13 protein-coding genes are annotated in these 15,114 nt (G+C 62.0%); 10 read left to right on the top strand and 3 right to left on the bottom strand.

Annotated elements, in window-relative coordinates; all coding sequences use genetic code 11:
* The first annotated feature begins 12 nt into the window (after positions 1–12).
* The 3 genes from ygfZ to K7B09_RS09770 all read left to right on the top strand — a co-directional run bounded on the left by ygfZ (position 13) and on the right by K7B09_RS09770 (position 4,177).
* A complete protein-coding gene (gene ygfZ, locus K7B09_RS09780) occupies positions 13–786 on the top strand; it encodes a CAF17-like 4Fe-4S cluster assembly/insertion protein YgfZ (protein WP_223629272.1) in 774 nt (257 codons plus the stop codon).
* Positions 787–903: 117 nt separating this feature from the next.
* A complete protein-coding gene (locus K7B09_RS09775; protein ID WP_223629271.1) occupies positions 904–2,511 on the top strand; it encodes an FAD-dependent oxidoreductase in 1,608 nt (535 codons plus the stop codon).
* A gap of 10 nt (positions 2,512–2,521) precedes the next feature.
* Positions 2,522–4,177, top strand: a complete 1,656-nt coding sequence (locus K7B09_RS09770; RefSeq protein ID WP_223629270.1) for an acetolactate synthase large subunit — start codon at positions 2,522–2,524, stop codon at positions 4,175–4,177.
* Between the two features lie 153 nt (positions 4,178–4,330).
* On the opposite strand, the gene K7B09_RS09765 is transcribed toward K7B09_RS09770, so the two are convergent.
* A complete protein-coding gene (locus tag K7B09_RS09765) occupies positions 4,331–4,939 on the bottom strand; it encodes a HutD/Ves family protein (RefSeq protein ID WP_223629345.1) in 609 nt (202 codons plus the stop codon).
* Between the two features lie 62 nt (positions 4,940–5,001).
* Positions 5,002–5,340 (bottom strand): ComEA family DNA-binding protein, encoded by a 339-nt coding sequence (locus K7B09_RS09760; RefSeq protein ID WP_223629269.1) that lies wholly within the window; start codon positions 5,338–5,340, stop codon positions 5,002–5,004.
* Between the two features lie 256 nt (positions 5,341–5,596).
* On the opposite strand from K7B09_RS09760, the gene K7B09_RS09755 reads away from it, so the two are divergent.
* From K7B09_RS09755 to K7B09_RS09730, 6 genes are all read left to right on the top strand, one after another.
* The gene (locus K7B09_RS09755; RefSeq protein ID WP_223629344.1) at positions 5,597–7,090 is read left to right on the top strand and encodes a M20 family metallopeptidase; all 1,494 of its coding nucleotides are present in this window, start codon (positions 5,597–5,599) and stop codon (positions 7,088–7,090) included.
* Positions 7,091–7,162: 72 nt separating this feature from the next.
* Positions 7,163–9,700: a DNA mismatch repair protein MutS gene (gene mutS / locus K7B09_RS09750; RefSeq protein ID WP_223629268.1), complete on the top strand. Its 2,538-nt coding sequence runs from the start codon at positions 7,163–7,165 to the stop codon at positions 9,698–9,700.
* Positions 9,697–10,398, top strand: coding sequence for an MOSC domain-containing protein (locus K7B09_RS09745; RefSeq protein WP_425507857.1), 702 nt, complete (start codon positions 9,697–9,699; stop codon positions 10,396–10,398). Before mutS ends, K7B09_RS09745 begins: the two co-directional genes overlap by 4 nt.
* Positions 10,399–10,526: 128 nt before the next feature.
* On the top strand, positions 10,527–11,993 hold the full coding sequence (locus K7B09_RS09740) for a catalase (RefSeq protein WP_223629267.1): 1,467 nt from the start codon (positions 10,527–10,529) through the stop codon (positions 11,991–11,993).
* Between the two features lie 89 nt (positions 11,994–12,082).
* Positions 12,083–12,688, top strand: coding sequence for a DUF937 domain-containing protein (locus tag K7B09_RS09735; protein WP_223629266.1), 606 nt, complete (start codon positions 12,083–12,085; stop codon positions 12,686–12,688).
* Between the two features lie 230 nt (positions 12,689–12,918).
* On the top strand, positions 12,919–13,278 hold the full coding sequence (locus K7B09_RS09730; RefSeq protein WP_263296785.1) for an Hpt domain-containing protein: 360 nt from the start codon (positions 12,919–12,921) through the stop codon (positions 13,276–13,278).
* A 27-nt stretch (positions 13,279–13,305) separates the two neighbouring features.
* On the opposite strand, the gene K7B09_RS09725 is transcribed toward K7B09_RS09730, so the two are convergent.
* Positions 13,306–14,466: a trans-sulfuration enzyme family protein gene (locus tag K7B09_RS09725; protein ID WP_223629264.1), complete on the bottom strand. Its 1,161-nt coding sequence runs from the start codon at positions 14,464–14,466 to the stop codon at positions 13,306–13,308.
* Positions 14,467–14,556: 90 nt separating this feature from the next.
* On the opposite strand from K7B09_RS09725, the gene K7B09_RS09720 reads away from it, so the two are divergent.
* Positions 14,557–15,036, top strand: coding sequence for an Lrp/AsnC family transcriptional regulator (locus K7B09_RS09720; protein WP_223629263.1), 480 nt, complete (start codon positions 14,557–14,559; stop codon positions 15,034–15,036).
* The last annotated feature ends 78 nt before the right edge of the window (positions 15,037–15,114 follow it).

Below are 15,114 nucleotides of genomic sequence, written 5' to 3'. Positions count from 1 at the left end.
CAAGCACAATGCATGAATGACGTGGCTTTGCTGGGCGATGGCCAGTGGCAATGGAACGGCTGGTTGAATGCCAAAGGTCGCGTGATTGCGCTGTTCGCACTGGTTCGATTGAACCCTGAAACCCTGTGGCTGCTGCTCCCCGACGTGCCCGCCGAGGACCTGGCCGAGCAATTACGCCGCTATGTCTTTCGCAGCAAAGTGAGCCTGACTGCACGCAATGACCTGCAGGTGATTGGCAGCTTCGCCGTCCCGTTGCAGGCGCAATCCAACCAGATTGGCCTGCTTGGCGAAGCAGCAGGCGAAACGGTTGAGTTGGACCTGTCGGCGCAAGGCGGGTTTCGCCGGCTTTGCATCCGCGCAACATCTGCAACCGAAGATGCGGCCTGCATGGCTCAGTGGGCCGCATTCGATCTCCATCACGGCCTGCCTCGGCTACCTGCTTCACAAGCCGAACACTGGACACCGCAACAGCTCGGACTGGATCGGCTGGCCGCGTTCAGTGTGAAAAAAGGCTGCTACCCAGGCCAGGAAATCGTTGCACGCACGCATTTTCTTGGTCAAACCAAACGCACTGCCGGCTTGCTGCATTCGTCGCGCACGCTGGTTGCAGGCGAAGACATCTGCGATTCACAACAGCACCCGTCAGGCAAAATCGTGGCGTGCCGCGGCCCGCTGGCAATGGCGATATTGCCAACGCAGGACTTGGCAGAGGACGCCGGCAACTCTCTTTTCATCGCTGATCAGCGTGTCGAACTTGTGGCGTTTTTGGGTGGCCTGCAGCGCTGATTGCGTGGCCCATCGGAAATTTTTACTGCATTCGCTATTCTTGCGGCATGACCCGGGCCATGATGCAAAGGCACAAGGGGCAAGCTTCCAGAAGGCAATGATCCAGGAGCGAGGGGCATGACGACACTGCAATCGGATGTGCTGGTGATCGGCGGCGGGCTGGCTGGAATCGTGACTGCGCTGGAATGCCTGCGCGGCGGTCGTGACGTGATTCTGGTCGATCGCGACACGCCCGAACGCTTTGGCGGACTTGCGCTGTGGGCGTTTGGAGGAATGGCCCTGGTGGGCACTCCGCTACAGGCACGCAAACACATCATCGACACCCCCGAGATCGCACTGCGCGACTGGCTGCGGTTTGGCGAGCTGGATCTCAATGATCCGCTACCAATTCAATGGGCGCGCCACTATGTCGAGCAGTCGCGGCCGCAGGTGTACGACTGGCTGCAACAATTCGGCATCAGCTTCCTTCCGGCGGTGAATTGGGTGGAACGCGGCCTGTACGGCGAAGGCAATAGCGTGCCGCGTTACCACCTGCTGTGGGGTGGCTCGACCACGCTGGTACGGCGCTTGATTGCAGCACTGCATGCCGTGGACACCGGTGCCAAGCTCACCTTGCTGCATCGCCATCGCGCTATCGGCTTGAACTACGGCGGTGGTGGCGTGACCGGTGCACAGGTATTCGATGAAGCCAACCGCGTGCAGTTTGGAATTGAAGCCGATGCGGTGGTACTTGCGATGGGCGGTATCAATGGCAACCTGAGTGAGGTCCGCAAACACTGGCCACGCGACCGTCCGCAGCCGATGACCATGCTCAATGGCGCGCACCCGTATTCCGATGGCAGCTTGCATCATCTGGCGGCCGGTCTGGGGGCGCAGATCACCCATGCCGGTGAAATGTGGAACTATGCTGCCGGCATTGCGCACCCGCAGCCGCATTTCGACGGCCACGGCTTATCCACCATCCCATGCAAATCGGCACTGTGGCTCAATCATCGTGGCGAACGCATCGGCCCGCAGCCATTGGTCACGGGGTTCGATACCCATTGGCTCTGTCAGCAAGTGGCACAACAAGAACGTCCGTGGACGTGGCATCTGCTCAATCGTCGTATCGCACTGAAGGAATTTGCCATTTCAGGAGCCGAACACAACCCGAATATCCGTGATCAGAAGTGGTTGCCGCTGCTTTCGGAAACATTGTTTGGCAACGCGCGCTTGTTGCGCCAAATGCAGCAGGACAGCCCGGATTTCTTGACCGATGCAAGCCTGTCCGGGCTTGCGGCTCAAATGAATGCACTCACCGGCACCGAGGACATCGACCCGCAAACCTTGCAGGCCAGCGCAGATGCCTTCGATGCCAATTTCAGCAACGGTAATCGTGGGCAAAACGACGACCAGATCCGCCGCATCATGCATGCCCGTCAATGGGGCTCGGACCGGCTGCGCACTTGCAAACCCGCCCCGCTGCAGAAGCCCGGTGCTGGGCCCTATATCGCCATCCGCATGCAATTGATCACACGCAAGAGTTTGGGTGGGCTGCGCACCAATCTGCAAAGCCGGGCCCTCGATGCCAATGGTCAGGCAATTGCCGGCCTGTATTGCGTCGGCGAGGCCGCCGGTTTCGGCGGTGGCGGCGCCTGCGGCAAGCGTTCACTGGAAGGCACGTTCCTGCCTGGCTGCATTCTTACCGCACGCGCTGCGGCACGTTCCATCACCACCGGGCTGTGAAAAATTCCGCATGAATGGCGCGCAAGCATTGATGAAAACGCTGGCCGATGCCGGCATCAACGTATGTTTTTCCAACCCCGGCACCAGCGAGATGCACTTTGTTGCAGCCTTGGACTCAGAGCCCAGGATGCGCGCCGTGTTGACCCTGTTTGAAGGCGTCGCCACCGGTGCCGCCGATGGCTACGCACGGATGGCTGGCACACCCGCCGCCACCTTGCTGCATTTGGGCTGCGGGCTGGGCAATGGGCTGGCCAACCTGCATAACGCACGCAAGGGCAAGGTGCCGGTGCTCAATATCATTGGCGATCACGCGACCTACCACGTGCCGCTGGATGCGCAGTTGCAATCGGATATCGAAACCGTGGCGCGCAATGTCTCGCCCGGTTTTGTGCGCACCGCACGCAGCACAGCCAGTCTGTGCAGCGACGCCGTCGACGCCATCACCTGCGCACGCGGCTTGCCCGGCCAAGTGGCAACCTTGATCCTGCCCGCTGACGTGTCGTGGGGCGAAGGCGGCACTCCCTGCCCGCCGCTGGCTGCACCGGCCCCGCCGGTGGCCGACGATGCGTGTATTGCCGCGATTGTCGATGCCATTCGCAGTGGCGAGCCCTGCGCATTCCTGCTGGGCGGACAAGCCCTGCTGGAGCCCGCCTTGCTGGATGCGGCACGCATCGCTGCGCACAGCGCAGTCAAGCTGTTTTGCGAGGTTTTCCCAACGCGCCTGCCGCGCGGCGCAGGGCTGCCCGCCATCGAACGCATCGCCTATCTGGCCGAATTGGCCAGCGTGCAACTGCGCGACACGCGACACCTGATCCTGGTCGATGCCAAATCGCCAGTGTCGTTTTTTGCCTACCCCGGCAAGAAAAGCGAATTGGTGCCGGAAGGTTGCCACGTGCACACCCTGGCCACCCCGGCACAAGACGCCGCCGCCAGTTTGGTCAAATTGGTCGCCGCACTGGGCGCGGGCAATACGCCTGCACCGCTGCAAGCCCCGCAGCGCCCCACAACGCCACGCGGAAAGCTGACGGCCGCCAAAGTCTGCAAAGCGGTAGGCGCATTGCTCCCCGACAATGCCATCATCATTGATGAGGCCATCACCTCCGGCCTGCTGCTGGGTGTCATGACCCAAGGCGCGCCGCGTCACGACCTCATCACGCTCACTGGCGGTGCAATTGGCCAAGGACTCCCCAATGCGGTGGGCGCAGCCATTGCCTGCCCGGACCGCCCGGTGATTGCATTGATCGGCGATGGCAGCGCGATGTACACCATTCAAGCGCTGTGGACGCTGGCGCGTGAACAACTCAACGTTACTGCGATCATCTTCAACAATGCCAGCTATTCGGTGCTCAACGTCGAATTGGACCGTGTGGGTGCCGGCCAAGCGGGGACCAAAGCACGTGCCCAGCTTGACTTGCATGGCCCGGTGCTGGATTTTCAACAGCTGGCGCAGGGGATGGGCGTGCTGGCGGTTCGCACGGATACCGCTGCAGGCTTCAACAAGGCAATGAGCAATGCTCTGCACACGCCCGGTCCACACTTGATCGAAGCGATGGTGCCGGAATCACTCTCCGGTGCCAAACGCCGGTTGCTGCCGTGGATGCTGCGCGCCATGCCACGCCTGCCTCCGGCAGTGGCACTGGCGCTGAAGCGCAAGATTGCGCCCTAGCTGGCACAGCAAGCCGGCACAGCATGCCAGGGCGCGGCACGTCCTCGTGCTGCAGCAACAGGACACCGGCCACTGCTACTTGTCACTGCCTGACCAGAATGGGTGCGGCACATCCATGTGCCGCAGCGACGGTGGTTCCTTGTACCGTCGCCTTTAACTTTGAATTTGCTGCTGCGGGCAACTGGCATCCAATTGCTGGAGGCAGATCATCAGCACCTCGCCCCCCCCCTCCAGTGCATAACGTGTGCGCTCGTCGCCACCTTGCAAAATTGCGGTGTCACCTTGCTGCATCCGGGGCAATCCGCATTCCGCGTTAAATTCAGCCTGCCCTGCCAACAGATAAATCACCCAGGTTTCACTGCGATCGACAAATAACACCATTGGCCCAACCAAAGGCCGCCGCCAGGTTTGTGCAGTGACGCAAGCGCGCTTCCACATGAGGTTGAAATCGCGACTGGGTCCCTCCAGCAACTCCCCTGTCAATGGCTGCTCTCCTGAAAATCGTGCTTCCCCATGCGGCGGCAACAGAGTCCGGATGTGGCCATCGTCAAACTTCAGGCGCATTCCATTTCCAGACAGCAACACCAACCAACGATCCACGCCCGGGAACGTCGAAAATGCGGCATCGGCCTCGATATCCGCAATCGACAGCCGCCAATTCCAATCCTCGCAATCGGGAACCCGCAGCACCTCCGATGTCCAACCGGCCGCATTTTTCCAGGGCATCCTGCGGTAATCCTGCGCCCGCAAGACGCTTGCCATCAGCGTCGCATCCAACCTGTCATGCACACTCTCTACCTCGGTAAATTCGGAACGCCTCGGGCTCATCGATGCACTAATTGTTGCAAGTTTGCCTTGCCATCGGTTTGCCCAACCGGTTGCATCACTGGCCGTGCATTACTGACCATGATGCGATCCCGATTGGCTTCTACCGTCTTCAGGCCAATGCCCTTGACCATCGCCAATTGCTCAGGGCTGCGGAACGCACCATTGGCGGTGCGGTAATCCACGATTGCCTGCGCCTTGACCGGGCCAACATTGACCAGCACGCGATCCAGCGTCGCCACATCGGCGGTATTGATATTCACCCGTTCCGCCGACAGCGCCAGCCCTGCGCAAAGCAGCAGTACCAGGAGCCCCCAGGATTTCAACAACAGCTTCATCACCGATCACTCAACTTTTTTTTGCCGAAGTCCACCCGAGCAAGCGTGGCGTGGGGATGGACATAGCGTGTCTGGCCCGTGGTCAGAAGGCTATCGGATTTGTGCCGATCATCCATCGGAAGATATCCCGGCCTTGCGTAGGAAAAATCTGACTGGCCGTCCGCAGTCCCTCCCGGTGATGGGGGAATGCGAAGGTGAGCGTTACAATTGCCGCATCGCCACATCACTGCACAGGGACGCCATGCACACCAGCCACATCAACGCCACCCAGATCCGTGAGTTCGTGGCTGCCAAATGGGATGCCGAAATCGTTCCGCAGCTGGTGGAATACATCCGTATTCCCAATAAATCGCCGATGTTCGACGCCGATTGGGTGCAAAACGGGCATATGGATCGCGCCGTGGCACTGCTGCAAGCGTGGGCCAGCGCCCAGCCCATCCCCGGCATGCAGCTGGACGTGGTCCAGCTGGAAGGCCGCACGCCGCTGATTTTCATCGATATCCCCGCCGCCAATGGCGGCCGCAACGATGACTGCGTGCTGCTGTATGGCCATTTGGACAAGCAGCCGGAAATGACCGGTTGGGATGCAGACAAAGGCCCATGGCTGCCGGTGCTGGAAGGCGACCGCCTGTACGGACGCGGCGGTGCGGACGATGGGTATGCGATTTTCGGCTCGCTGACCGCGATCATGGCCCTGCAAGCGCAAGGCGCGGCGCATGCGCGCTGCGTGGTGCTGATCGAAGCCTGCGAAGAATCCGGCAGTAATGACCTGCCCTTCTACGTGGACCATCTGGCCGAGCGCATCGGCAAGCCCTCGCTGGTGGTATGCCTGGATTCGGGCTGCGGGAATTACGAACAGTTGTGGTGCACCACCTCGCTGCGTGGCCTGACCGGTGGCAACCTGACCGTGAAAGTGCTCTCCGAGGGCGTGCACTCGGGCGATGCCTCGGGCATCGTGCCGTCCAGCTTCCGCGTGCTGCGTGACTTGCTGTCACGGATCGAAGACGAAGACACCGGCCGCATCCTGATCGACGGCATGCATGTGGACATCCCCGCCGAACGCCGCGTGCAGGCGGCCAAAGTGGCCGAAGTGCTGGGCGACGAAGTGTTCGACAAATTCCCGTTCCTGCCCGGCATGGCGCCGATGGGCAGCGACCGCACCGAGCTGGTGCTCAACCGTACGTGGCGGCCGGCGCTGTCGATCACCGGAATGGATGGCATCCCGCCGTTGGCGTCGGCCGGCAATGTGCTGCGCCCGTTCACCGCCGCCAAACTGAGCTTGCGCCTGCCGCCCACGCTGGACGGCAAACGCGGCGGTGAATTGCTGCAAGAAGCCCTGCTGAAGAATCCACCCTATGGGGCCGAGGTCAGCTTGTCGCTGGAAAAAGCCAGCACCGGCTGGAACGCACCCGCCCTCGCCGCGTGGCTGGAAGGCGCAATCGATCACGCCAGCCAGGAATTTTTCGGCAAACCGGCGATGTACATGGGCGAAGGCGGCACCATCCCGTTCATGGGCATGCTGGGCGAGAAATTCCCGGGCGCACAGTTCATGATCACCGGCGTGCTGGGCCCGCACTCCAACGCCCACGGCCCCAACGAATTCCTGCACATCCCGATGGGTAAAGCGGTCACCGCCTGCGTGGCACGCGTGGTCGCCGAACACCACGCCGCCAGCCTGCGCGGTGAAACCACCGGCGTAGCCGCCGCCACCACCAACTCGTATGCCGATACCCCTGGTGGTTGCTGCTGATTGCACAGACCTGTGGATTCCGTGAGCCAAGCGCCCAAATCGTCCGACAAACCGGCCGAACACACCCCGCTAATGAAGCAGTTCTTCGCCGCCAAGGCGGAGCATCCGGAGGTGTTGCTGTTTTTCCGGATGGGCGATTTCTACGAGCTGTTTTATGACGATGCGCGCAAGGCAGCACGGCTGCTGGACATCACCCTGACCCAGCGCGGCGCATCCGCGGGGCAGCCGATCCCGATGGCCGGCGTGCCCTATCACGCCGCCGAAGGCTATCTGGCGCGCTTGGTGGCGCTGGGCGAATCGGTGGCCATTTGCGAGCAGATCGGCGACCCGGCATTCAGCAAAGGTTTGGTCGAACGCAAAGTGGTGCGTATCGTCACGCCCGGCACCGTGACGGACGAAGCACTGCTGGACGAACGCCGCGACACGCTGTTGCTGGCGATTGCACGCGGGAAGCATGGCTACGGGTTGGCGTGGGCGGATCTGTCCAGCGGTCGCTTGCGTGCGAACGAAGTGGCGGGTGACGACGCGCTGGAAGCGGAACTCGCCCGCCTGCAACCGGTGGAAACCTTGCTTGCCGATGAAGACGGTTGGCCGGCCTGCGCGTTGGAAGCACGTGGCCTGCGCCGACGTGCACCGTGGCTGTTCGATGCCGATTCCGGCCGCCGCCAACTGCTGCAATTTTTTGGTGTGCATGACCTCACCGCATTTGGCATCGAGGATCGCCCGCTGGCCATCGCCGCCGCCGCCGCGCTGCTGGGCTATATCGAAGAAACCCAGAAGCAGCGCCTGCCGCATCTGCGCAGCATTGCGCTGGAAACCAGCGACGACGCCATCGCCATGAACGCAGCCACGCGCCGGCACCTGGAGCTGGATTCGCGTGTGGATGGCGATGTAAAGGCCACCTTGCTGGGCGTGCTGGACTCCACCATTTCGCCGATGGGTGGCCGCCTGTTGCGGCGCTGGCTGCACCGCCCATTGCGTGACCGCCGCACGCTGGGGCAGCGTCACCATGCTGTGCAAACCCTGATCGAACATCGCGTCGAGAACGCGTTGCGCGAAGCCTTCCGCAGCTTGGGCGACATGGAGCGCATCCTGTCGCGTGTCGCCCTGCGCAGCGCCCGTCCGCGCGACCTGGCTACCCTGCGCGATGGCTTGGCGCTGCTGCCGACATTGCGCGGCTTGCTGGTGCCGCTGGATTCACCGCGGTTGCAAAGCCTGCACCTGCAACTGGGCGAGTTCGACGCCACCGCGGCCTTCCTGCACGCGGCCATCGTTGCGCAACCACCGCTGCTGGCACGTGATGGTGGCGTGATTGCCGACGACTTTGATGCCGAACTCGACGAGCTGCGCCAGCTATCCACCCATGCCGACCAATTCCTGATTGATCTGGAACAGCGCGAGCGCGCATCCAGTGGCATTCCCACCCTGAAAGTGGGCTACAACCGCGTGCACGGCTACTTCATCGAAATCAGCAAGGGCCAGGCCGACAAAGCGCCGGTGCACTACACGCGGCGGCAAACCCTGACCGGTGCCGAGCGCTACATCACCGAAGAATTGAAACAGTTCGAAGACAAAGTGCTGTCCGCGCGCGAACGTTCGCTGTCGCGTGAAAAGCTCCTGTACGACGGCGTGCTGGATCATTTGAACACGCAACTGGAACCGCTGCGCGCCTGCGCCAGTGCACTCAGCGAACTCGATGTGCTGGCCAGTTTTGCCGAACGCGCCAACACGCTGGATTGGGCGATGCCGCAGCTGCGCGACATCCCCGGCATTGCCATCGAGCGCGGCCGTCACCCGGTGGTGGAAGCGTTGCGCGACGCGCCGTTCGAGCCCAACGATCTCGTCTTCGATGACGCCACGCGGATGTACATCATCACCGGCCCCAACATGGGCGGCAAATCCACCTTCATGCGCCAGAACGCACTGATCGTATTGCTGGCCTGCATCGGCAGTTTTGTGCCGGCAGCGAAAGCGACCATCGGCCCGATCGACCGCATCCTGACCCGCATCGGCGCCGGTGATGATCTGGCCCGCGGCCAATCCACCTTCATGGTGGAAATGAGCGAAACCGCCTACATCCTGCACCACGCCACCGATCAATCACTGGTGTTGATGGATGAAATCGGGCGCGGCACCTCGACCTATGACGGCCTCGCACTGGCCGATGCGGTGGCACGCCAGCTCGCTGCCAGCAACCGCAGCTACTCGCTGTTTGCCACGCATTATTTCGAACTCACCGCGCTGGCCGAACCCGGCAGCGGGATTGCCAATCTGCATCTGGATGCGGTGGAGCATGGTGACGCGTTGGTGTTCATGCACGCAGTACGTCCAGGCCCCGCCAACCGCAGCTTTGGCCTGCAGGTGGCGGCCCTGGCTGGCCTGCCCAAAGCCGCGCTGCAACAGGCGCGGGCACGCTTGGCCGAGCTGGAATCGCATAACCGCAATACACCCGTCACCCCCTTGAGCGCGCCCGCCTTGGATACACCGCAACAGTTCGGCCTATTCGCTCCATCTTCTGCCGCACTGGATGCACTGGCCTCGATCGACCCCGACGAGCTCACGCCCAAGCAAGCGCTGGAAGCGCTGTATCGGCTGAAGGCATTGCCGTGACCGCGCCGCTTGCGGTGCATGTGGATGCATTGCTTGCCGGCAAGGCGGTGGCGTACACGCGACCGGGCGCGATCAGCGCGATCGCCAAGCGGCCATGCATCGGCGCAGTACGCATCGGCGAACTCGGGCTGGAAGGCGATGAACAAGGCGATCCGCGCGTGCACGGCGGCATCGACAAAGCCGTACATCACTACCCCTTCGATCATTACTCCGCATGGCGCAGCGAACTGGGCGATACACCCGTGCTGCAACAACCCGGCGCGTTTGGCGAAAACATCAGCACGCGCGGCATGACCGAAGCCACGGTCTGCCTCGGCGACCGCTTCCAGCTGGGCAGCGCCCTGTTGGAAATCAGCCAGGGCCGGCAACCCTGCTGGAAGCTCAACGACCGCTTCGGCCTGCCCGACATGGCCCGTCGCGTGCAAACCACCGGCCGCTGCGGTTGGTATTACCGCGTGCTGCAAGCCGGCGATGCCTGTACCGGCGATACCCTGACCTTGCGCGAGCGCCCCCATCCCGACTGGCCACTGACCCGGCTGACCCAGCTGCTCTACGGGCGCGCACTCGACCCGGCACAGCTGAAACCGGCACTGGTACTGCCGCTGGTGCCGTCGTGGCGAAAACTCATTGAACGCCGCCTGCAGCAAGGCACGGTCGAGGATTGGGACAAGCGGATTAATGGACCAATGCAGGACTGATTCAGTCAATCGACTGCATCTCTCCATCTATAGGCAATTTCTATTCAAAGAATCACATCATTCGATTTCTCAGCACAGCGGAAAGCGCCTATCGTGGCGTCATCGCCCACGTCCGCAAAGGATCGATCATGAGCAAGCCCAGCGACAGCAATAAGCAATATCCGGCCACTCACCTGACCACTGACTTCGGTGCGCCGGTGCCCGACAATCAGAACAGCCTCACCGCCGGCCCACGCGGCCCGCTGTTGGCACAGGATGTGTGGCTGAATGAGAAGCTGGCCAACTTCGTGCGCGAGGTGATCCCGGAGCGGCGCATGCACGCCAAGGGCTCGGGCGCGTTCGGCACGTTCACCGTCACCCAGGACATCACCCGCTACACCCGCGCCAAGCTGTTCGAGAAAGTCGGCAAGCAGACCGAACTGTTCGCCCGCTTCACCACCGTCGCCGGCGAGCGCGGCGCGGCCGATGCCGAGCGCGACATCCGCGGCTTCGCGCTGAAGTTCTACACCGAGGAAGGCAACTGGGACATGGTGGGCAACAACACCCCGGTGTTCTTCATCCGCGACCCGCGCAAGTTCCCCGACCTCAACAAGGTGGTCAAGCGCGACCCACGCACCAACCTGCGCAGCGCCACCAACAACTGGGACTGGTGGACCCTGCTGCCGGAAGCGCTGCACCAGATCACCATCGTGATGAGCGACCGCGGCATTCCCGCCAGCTACCGCCACATGCACGGTTTCGGCTCGCATACCTACAGCTTCTGGAACGCGGCTGGCGAGCGCTTCTGGGTGAAGTTCCACTTCCGCACCCAGCAGGGCATCCGCAACCTCAGCGATGCCGAAGCGGCCGAGGCCATCGGCAACGACCGCGAGACCCACCAGCGCGACCTGTATGACGCCATCGAGCGCGGCGACTTCCCGAAGTGGACGATGTTCGTGCAGGTGATGCCGGAGACCGATGCCGGGAAGGTGCCCTACCACCCGTTCGACCTGACCAAGGTGTGGCCGAAGGCGGACTATCCGCTGATCGAGGTCGGCGAGTTCGAGCTCAACCGCAACCCGGAGAATTTCTTCGCCGACGTCGAACAGAGCGCGTTCGCACCCGGCAACCTGGTCCCCGGGATTGGCGTGTCGCCAGACAAGATGCTGCAGGCGCGGCTGTTCAACTATGCCGACGCGCAGCGCTACCGGCTGGGCACCAATTACCAGCAAATCCCGGTCAATGCCGCACGCTGCCCGGTGCACAGTAACCATCGCGACGGCATCGGCCGGGTTGACGGCAACTACGGCGGGCTGCCGCATTACGAGCCCAACAGCTTCCAGCAGTGGCAGGAACAGCCGCAGTTCCGCGAGCCGCCATTGAAGATCGGCAACGTCGCTGACTGGTTCAATTTCCGCGAGGACGATGCCGACTACTACAAGCAGCCCGGCGACCTGTTCCGACTGATGAATCCGGCCCAGCAGCAGATGCTATTCGACAACACTGCCCGCGCGATGGGCGACGCGCCGGACTTCATCAAGCAGCGCCACATTGACAACTGCAGCAAGGCCGACCCGGCCTATGGTGCCGGCGTGGCCAAGGCGTTGGGGCTATAACCGAATGCAGGCGCCCTATCCTGCAGCCGTCTTGCCTATTTTTCACCTTGCCGACGTAGGATGGGCGTTCGCCTCCGCAGGAATGCCCCATGACCGCCATGACCCAAGACCTTGCCGCCCAGCTACAAGGCGCACCCTTGCAACAAATCGCCAGCCAGCTGGGGCTTGATCCCGTACAGGCATCGGGTGCCATCAGCACCGCCTTGCCTTTGCTGATGGGCAAACTGGGCAGCAATGCCGCCAGTCCCGAAGGTGCACAGGCCTTGCTGGGTGCGCTACAGAACAATCACAGCGGGCTGGATATCGGCAGTGTATTGGGCGCGGTGTTGGGCGGCGGCGGCGGTGCAGAGGCCAATGGGGCCGGCATTTTGGGGCATATTTTTGGTGGCCAACAAGACAGCGCACAGGCTGGCGTGGCCCAAGCCACTGGTTTGCCGCATGCGCAGTCTGGCCAACTGCTGCAAATGTTGGCTCCGATCGTGATGGCCTACCTTGGCAAGCGAATGTCGGGGGATGCCGGTGGTGCAGATGCGCTCAGTGGCTTGTTGGGGCAAGAACACCAGGCGATCCGCCAACAAGGCGGCACCAGTGGCGGGCTGCTGGGCTCTTTGCTCGATCAAGACGGCGATGGCCAACTGGGTTTGAGCGATGCGCTCAAAATTGGCAGTTCGTTGTTTGGTGGCGGTGGGCGCTGAAGGCCGCGACCCCACATGCCCGGCACATCTCACCCGGTGCCGGCGGTGTGCATTGTGGCAAGCCTAGGCTTATGCCACTCTGCCGCATCTAACCGGAGTGGGGGATGCGCTTGAGTAATTGGATTTCGGCCCTGTTCCAGCGTTTGTTTTCTCGCTCGGGGTCACAACCTGCGCCGCGACGATCCTCATCTTCTGGCAAACCCGCGTTAGCCCGCGACGTTGATCCCGAGATGCGCGAAGTGTTTTTGCTGGAGCTTGAAGACATCACCAAAAATGTCGAAAACGCGCTTGCCGCTTGGTGCAAGGATTTCTCCAATCCAGCCCCCACGCGAGCGCTCTCGCGTGCATTTCACACGCTCAAAGGCTCGGCCCCGGTGATTGGGGCCACCCAGCTGGCAGATCTTGGCCGCGCCGCCGAGCAGGCGGCCAAGCATGCCGGACGCAAGCGCAACCCCGATCAAGCACTGATCGATGCGATCACCGCCGCCTCGCATTTACTGCCGCAATGGCTGCATGCGATGCGCCATAGCCAACCCGTCCCCGATGGAACGGTACGGGTCACCCGTCTGTTGCAACGCGCCGCAGGATAAATGCCGGCGCAGCTGCAAAAAACAGGTTCAGCCCAATGCCTGCGCCAGGTCCGCCCACAGGTCTTCCACATCCTCGATTCCCACCGACAGCCGCAGCAGGCCATCGGTAATCCCGGCAGCTGCTTTTGCCGCAGGATCCACCATGCGATGGGTGAGCCCGGAGGGATGTTGGATCAGGGTATCGATGGAGCCCAGACTTACCGCCGGCGTCATCACTTTGACCGTGGCCATCACCTTGGCAGCAGCGGCATGCCCACCAGCCAACTCGAATGCCATCAGCGTGCCGGGGCCACACATTTGCGTCCCCAACAACTGCGCATTGCGTACCGTGCCCAGCCCCGGATAAAACACCTTGTTCACCGCCGGATGCCCAGCCAACCGTTGCGCCAAGACTTGCGCATTGGCTTGCGCTGCTTCGACGCGCAATTTCAACGTAGGCAAGCCACGATGCAACAGATACGCCGCCAATGGGTGCAGCAAGCCACCCGTCGCAGCACGCACGGTGCGCAGTGGCCCGGCGTGGGTTTCATCGCAACACACTACGCCGGCAATCACATCGCCATGCCCACCCAGAAATTTGGTGGCACTGTGCAGTACATAGGTGGCACCGAGTGCCGCAGGGGTTTGCAGGACTGGCGTGGCGAAAGTGGAATCCACCAGCACCGGCACCTCGCCGGCAGCCGCTATCACTGTTTTGATATCGACCAAATCCAAGGTGGGATTGGCGGGGGTTTCGATGACCACCAGCACGGTATCGGCGCGGCGTTTGGTGGCAATGTCTTCGGCAGCCACGAACTCTGCCTCTAACCCGCACATGCCACTGGCCAACAGGTGGTCCGATGTGCCATACAACGGCCGCACCACTAGCACATGGCCACCATGCGCGCGACGTGCCAGCAATACGGCGGTGAGCGCCGCCATCCCCGAGGCAAATGCCACGCAGGCATCGGTACCCTTCAATTTGGCAATCGCGTTTTCGGTGCGTGCCACGGTGGGGTTGTGCAGGCGCGCATAGATCGGGTTGGCGGCATCATGCTTGCCACCAATCAGCGCATCAAAACTGGCCCCCGCCACATCGAGATCCGCGATTGGGTAGGTGGTGGATAAATCCAGTGGCGGCGCATGTACGCAAAGCTCGCCAAAATCTTCGCGCCCGGCGTGGACGGCGATGGTTTGAAAACGATGCATGGCACTTCCCCACATGGAATATTCATTCCATGCTAGAACATTGTTCGACAACTATAATTCATGTCGAATAGTATTTTGAAATTCAATCATATGACCACACTTGATCGAATCGATTACGCCTTGTTGCGCTTGTTGCGGAAGAATGCACGGCTACCCAACAAAGACCTTGCCGGAAAAGTGGGGATCGCGCAGTCCACTGCGCTCGAACGGGTGCGCAAGCTGCGCGAAGACAAGGTGTTGCTGGGCTACCACGCCGAGATTGCGCCGCAGGCGATCGGCATCGGGCTGCAGGCGATGGTGTCGGTACGGCTGGCCAAACACTCGCGTGCGCTGGTCGATGGTTTCCATGCCCACCTGCTGGCACTGCCGGAAGTGCTGGCCTGTTATCACGTCGCCGGCGCCGACGACTTCCTCGTCCACGTCGGCGTGCGCAACAGCGACCACCTGCGCAACTTCACCCTGACCGCCTTCACCGAGCGCGAGGAAGTGGCGCATATCGAAACCCGGTTGATTTTCGAATTCCAGCGCAACAGCGAACTACCGCCGTGGCCCATTGCGGATGCAGACTGAACCGTGCACGGCCCAATTTGCGGCATCCGTTGCAGCGATCGCAGCCGGCACAATTCCTTGCCTTGCATGACGATGACG

It is taken from the genome of Thermomonas beijingensis (assembly GCF_020034655.1).
Taxonomy (GTDB): Bacteria; Pseudomonadota; Gammaproteobacteria; order Xanthomonadales; family Xanthomonadaceae; genus Thermomonas; species Thermomonas beijingensis.
This window is presented reverse-complemented; position numbering and strand designations above follow the sequence as displayed.

Excerpts from the sequence above, each read along its gene's own strand:
- K7B09_RS09720 (WP_223629263.1), top strand. The coding sequence starts at position 14,557 with ATGACCACACTTGATCGAATCGATTACGCCTTGTTGCGCTTGTTGCGG.
- K7B09_RS09740 (WP_223629267.1), top strand. The coding sequence starts at position 10,527 with ATGAGCAAGCCCAGCGACAGCAATAAGCAATATCCGGCCACTCACCTG.
- K7B09_RS09725 (WP_223629264.1), bottom strand. The coding sequence starts at position 14,466 with ATGCATCGTTTTCAAACCATCGCCGTCCACGCCGGGCGCGAAGATTTT.
- K7B09_RS09735 (WP_223629266.1), top strand. The coding sequence starts at position 12,083 with ATGACCGCCATGACCCAAGACCTTGCCGCCCAGCTACAAGGCGCACCC.
- K7B09_RS09775 (WP_223629271.1), top strand. The coding sequence starts at position 904 with ATGACGACACTGCAATCGGATGTGCTGGTGATCGGCGGCGGGCTGGCT.
- ygfZ (WP_223629272.1), top strand. The coding sequence starts at position 13 with ATGAATGACGTGGCTTTGCTGGGCGATGGCCAGTGGCAATGGAACGGC.
- K7B09_RS09730 (WP_263296785.1), top strand. The coding sequence starts at position 12,919 with ATGCGCGAAGTGTTTTTGCTGGAGCTTGAAGACATCACCAAAAATGTC.
- K7B09_RS09760 (WP_223629269.1), bottom strand. The coding sequence starts at position 5,340 with ATGAAGCTGTTGTTGAAATCCTGGGGGCTCCTGGTACTGCTGCTTTGC.
- K7B09_RS09770 (WP_223629270.1), top strand. The coding sequence starts at position 2,522 with ATGAATGGCGCGCAAGCATTGATGAAAACGCTGGCCGATGCCGGCATC.
- mutS (WP_223629268.1), top strand. The coding sequence starts at position 7,163 with ATGAAGCAGTTCTTCGCCGCCAAGGCGGAGCATCCGGAGGTGTTGCTG.
- K7B09_RS09765 (WP_223629345.1), bottom strand. The coding sequence starts at position 4,939 with ATGGCAAGCGTCTTGCGGGCGCAGGATTACCGCAGGATGCCCTGGAAA.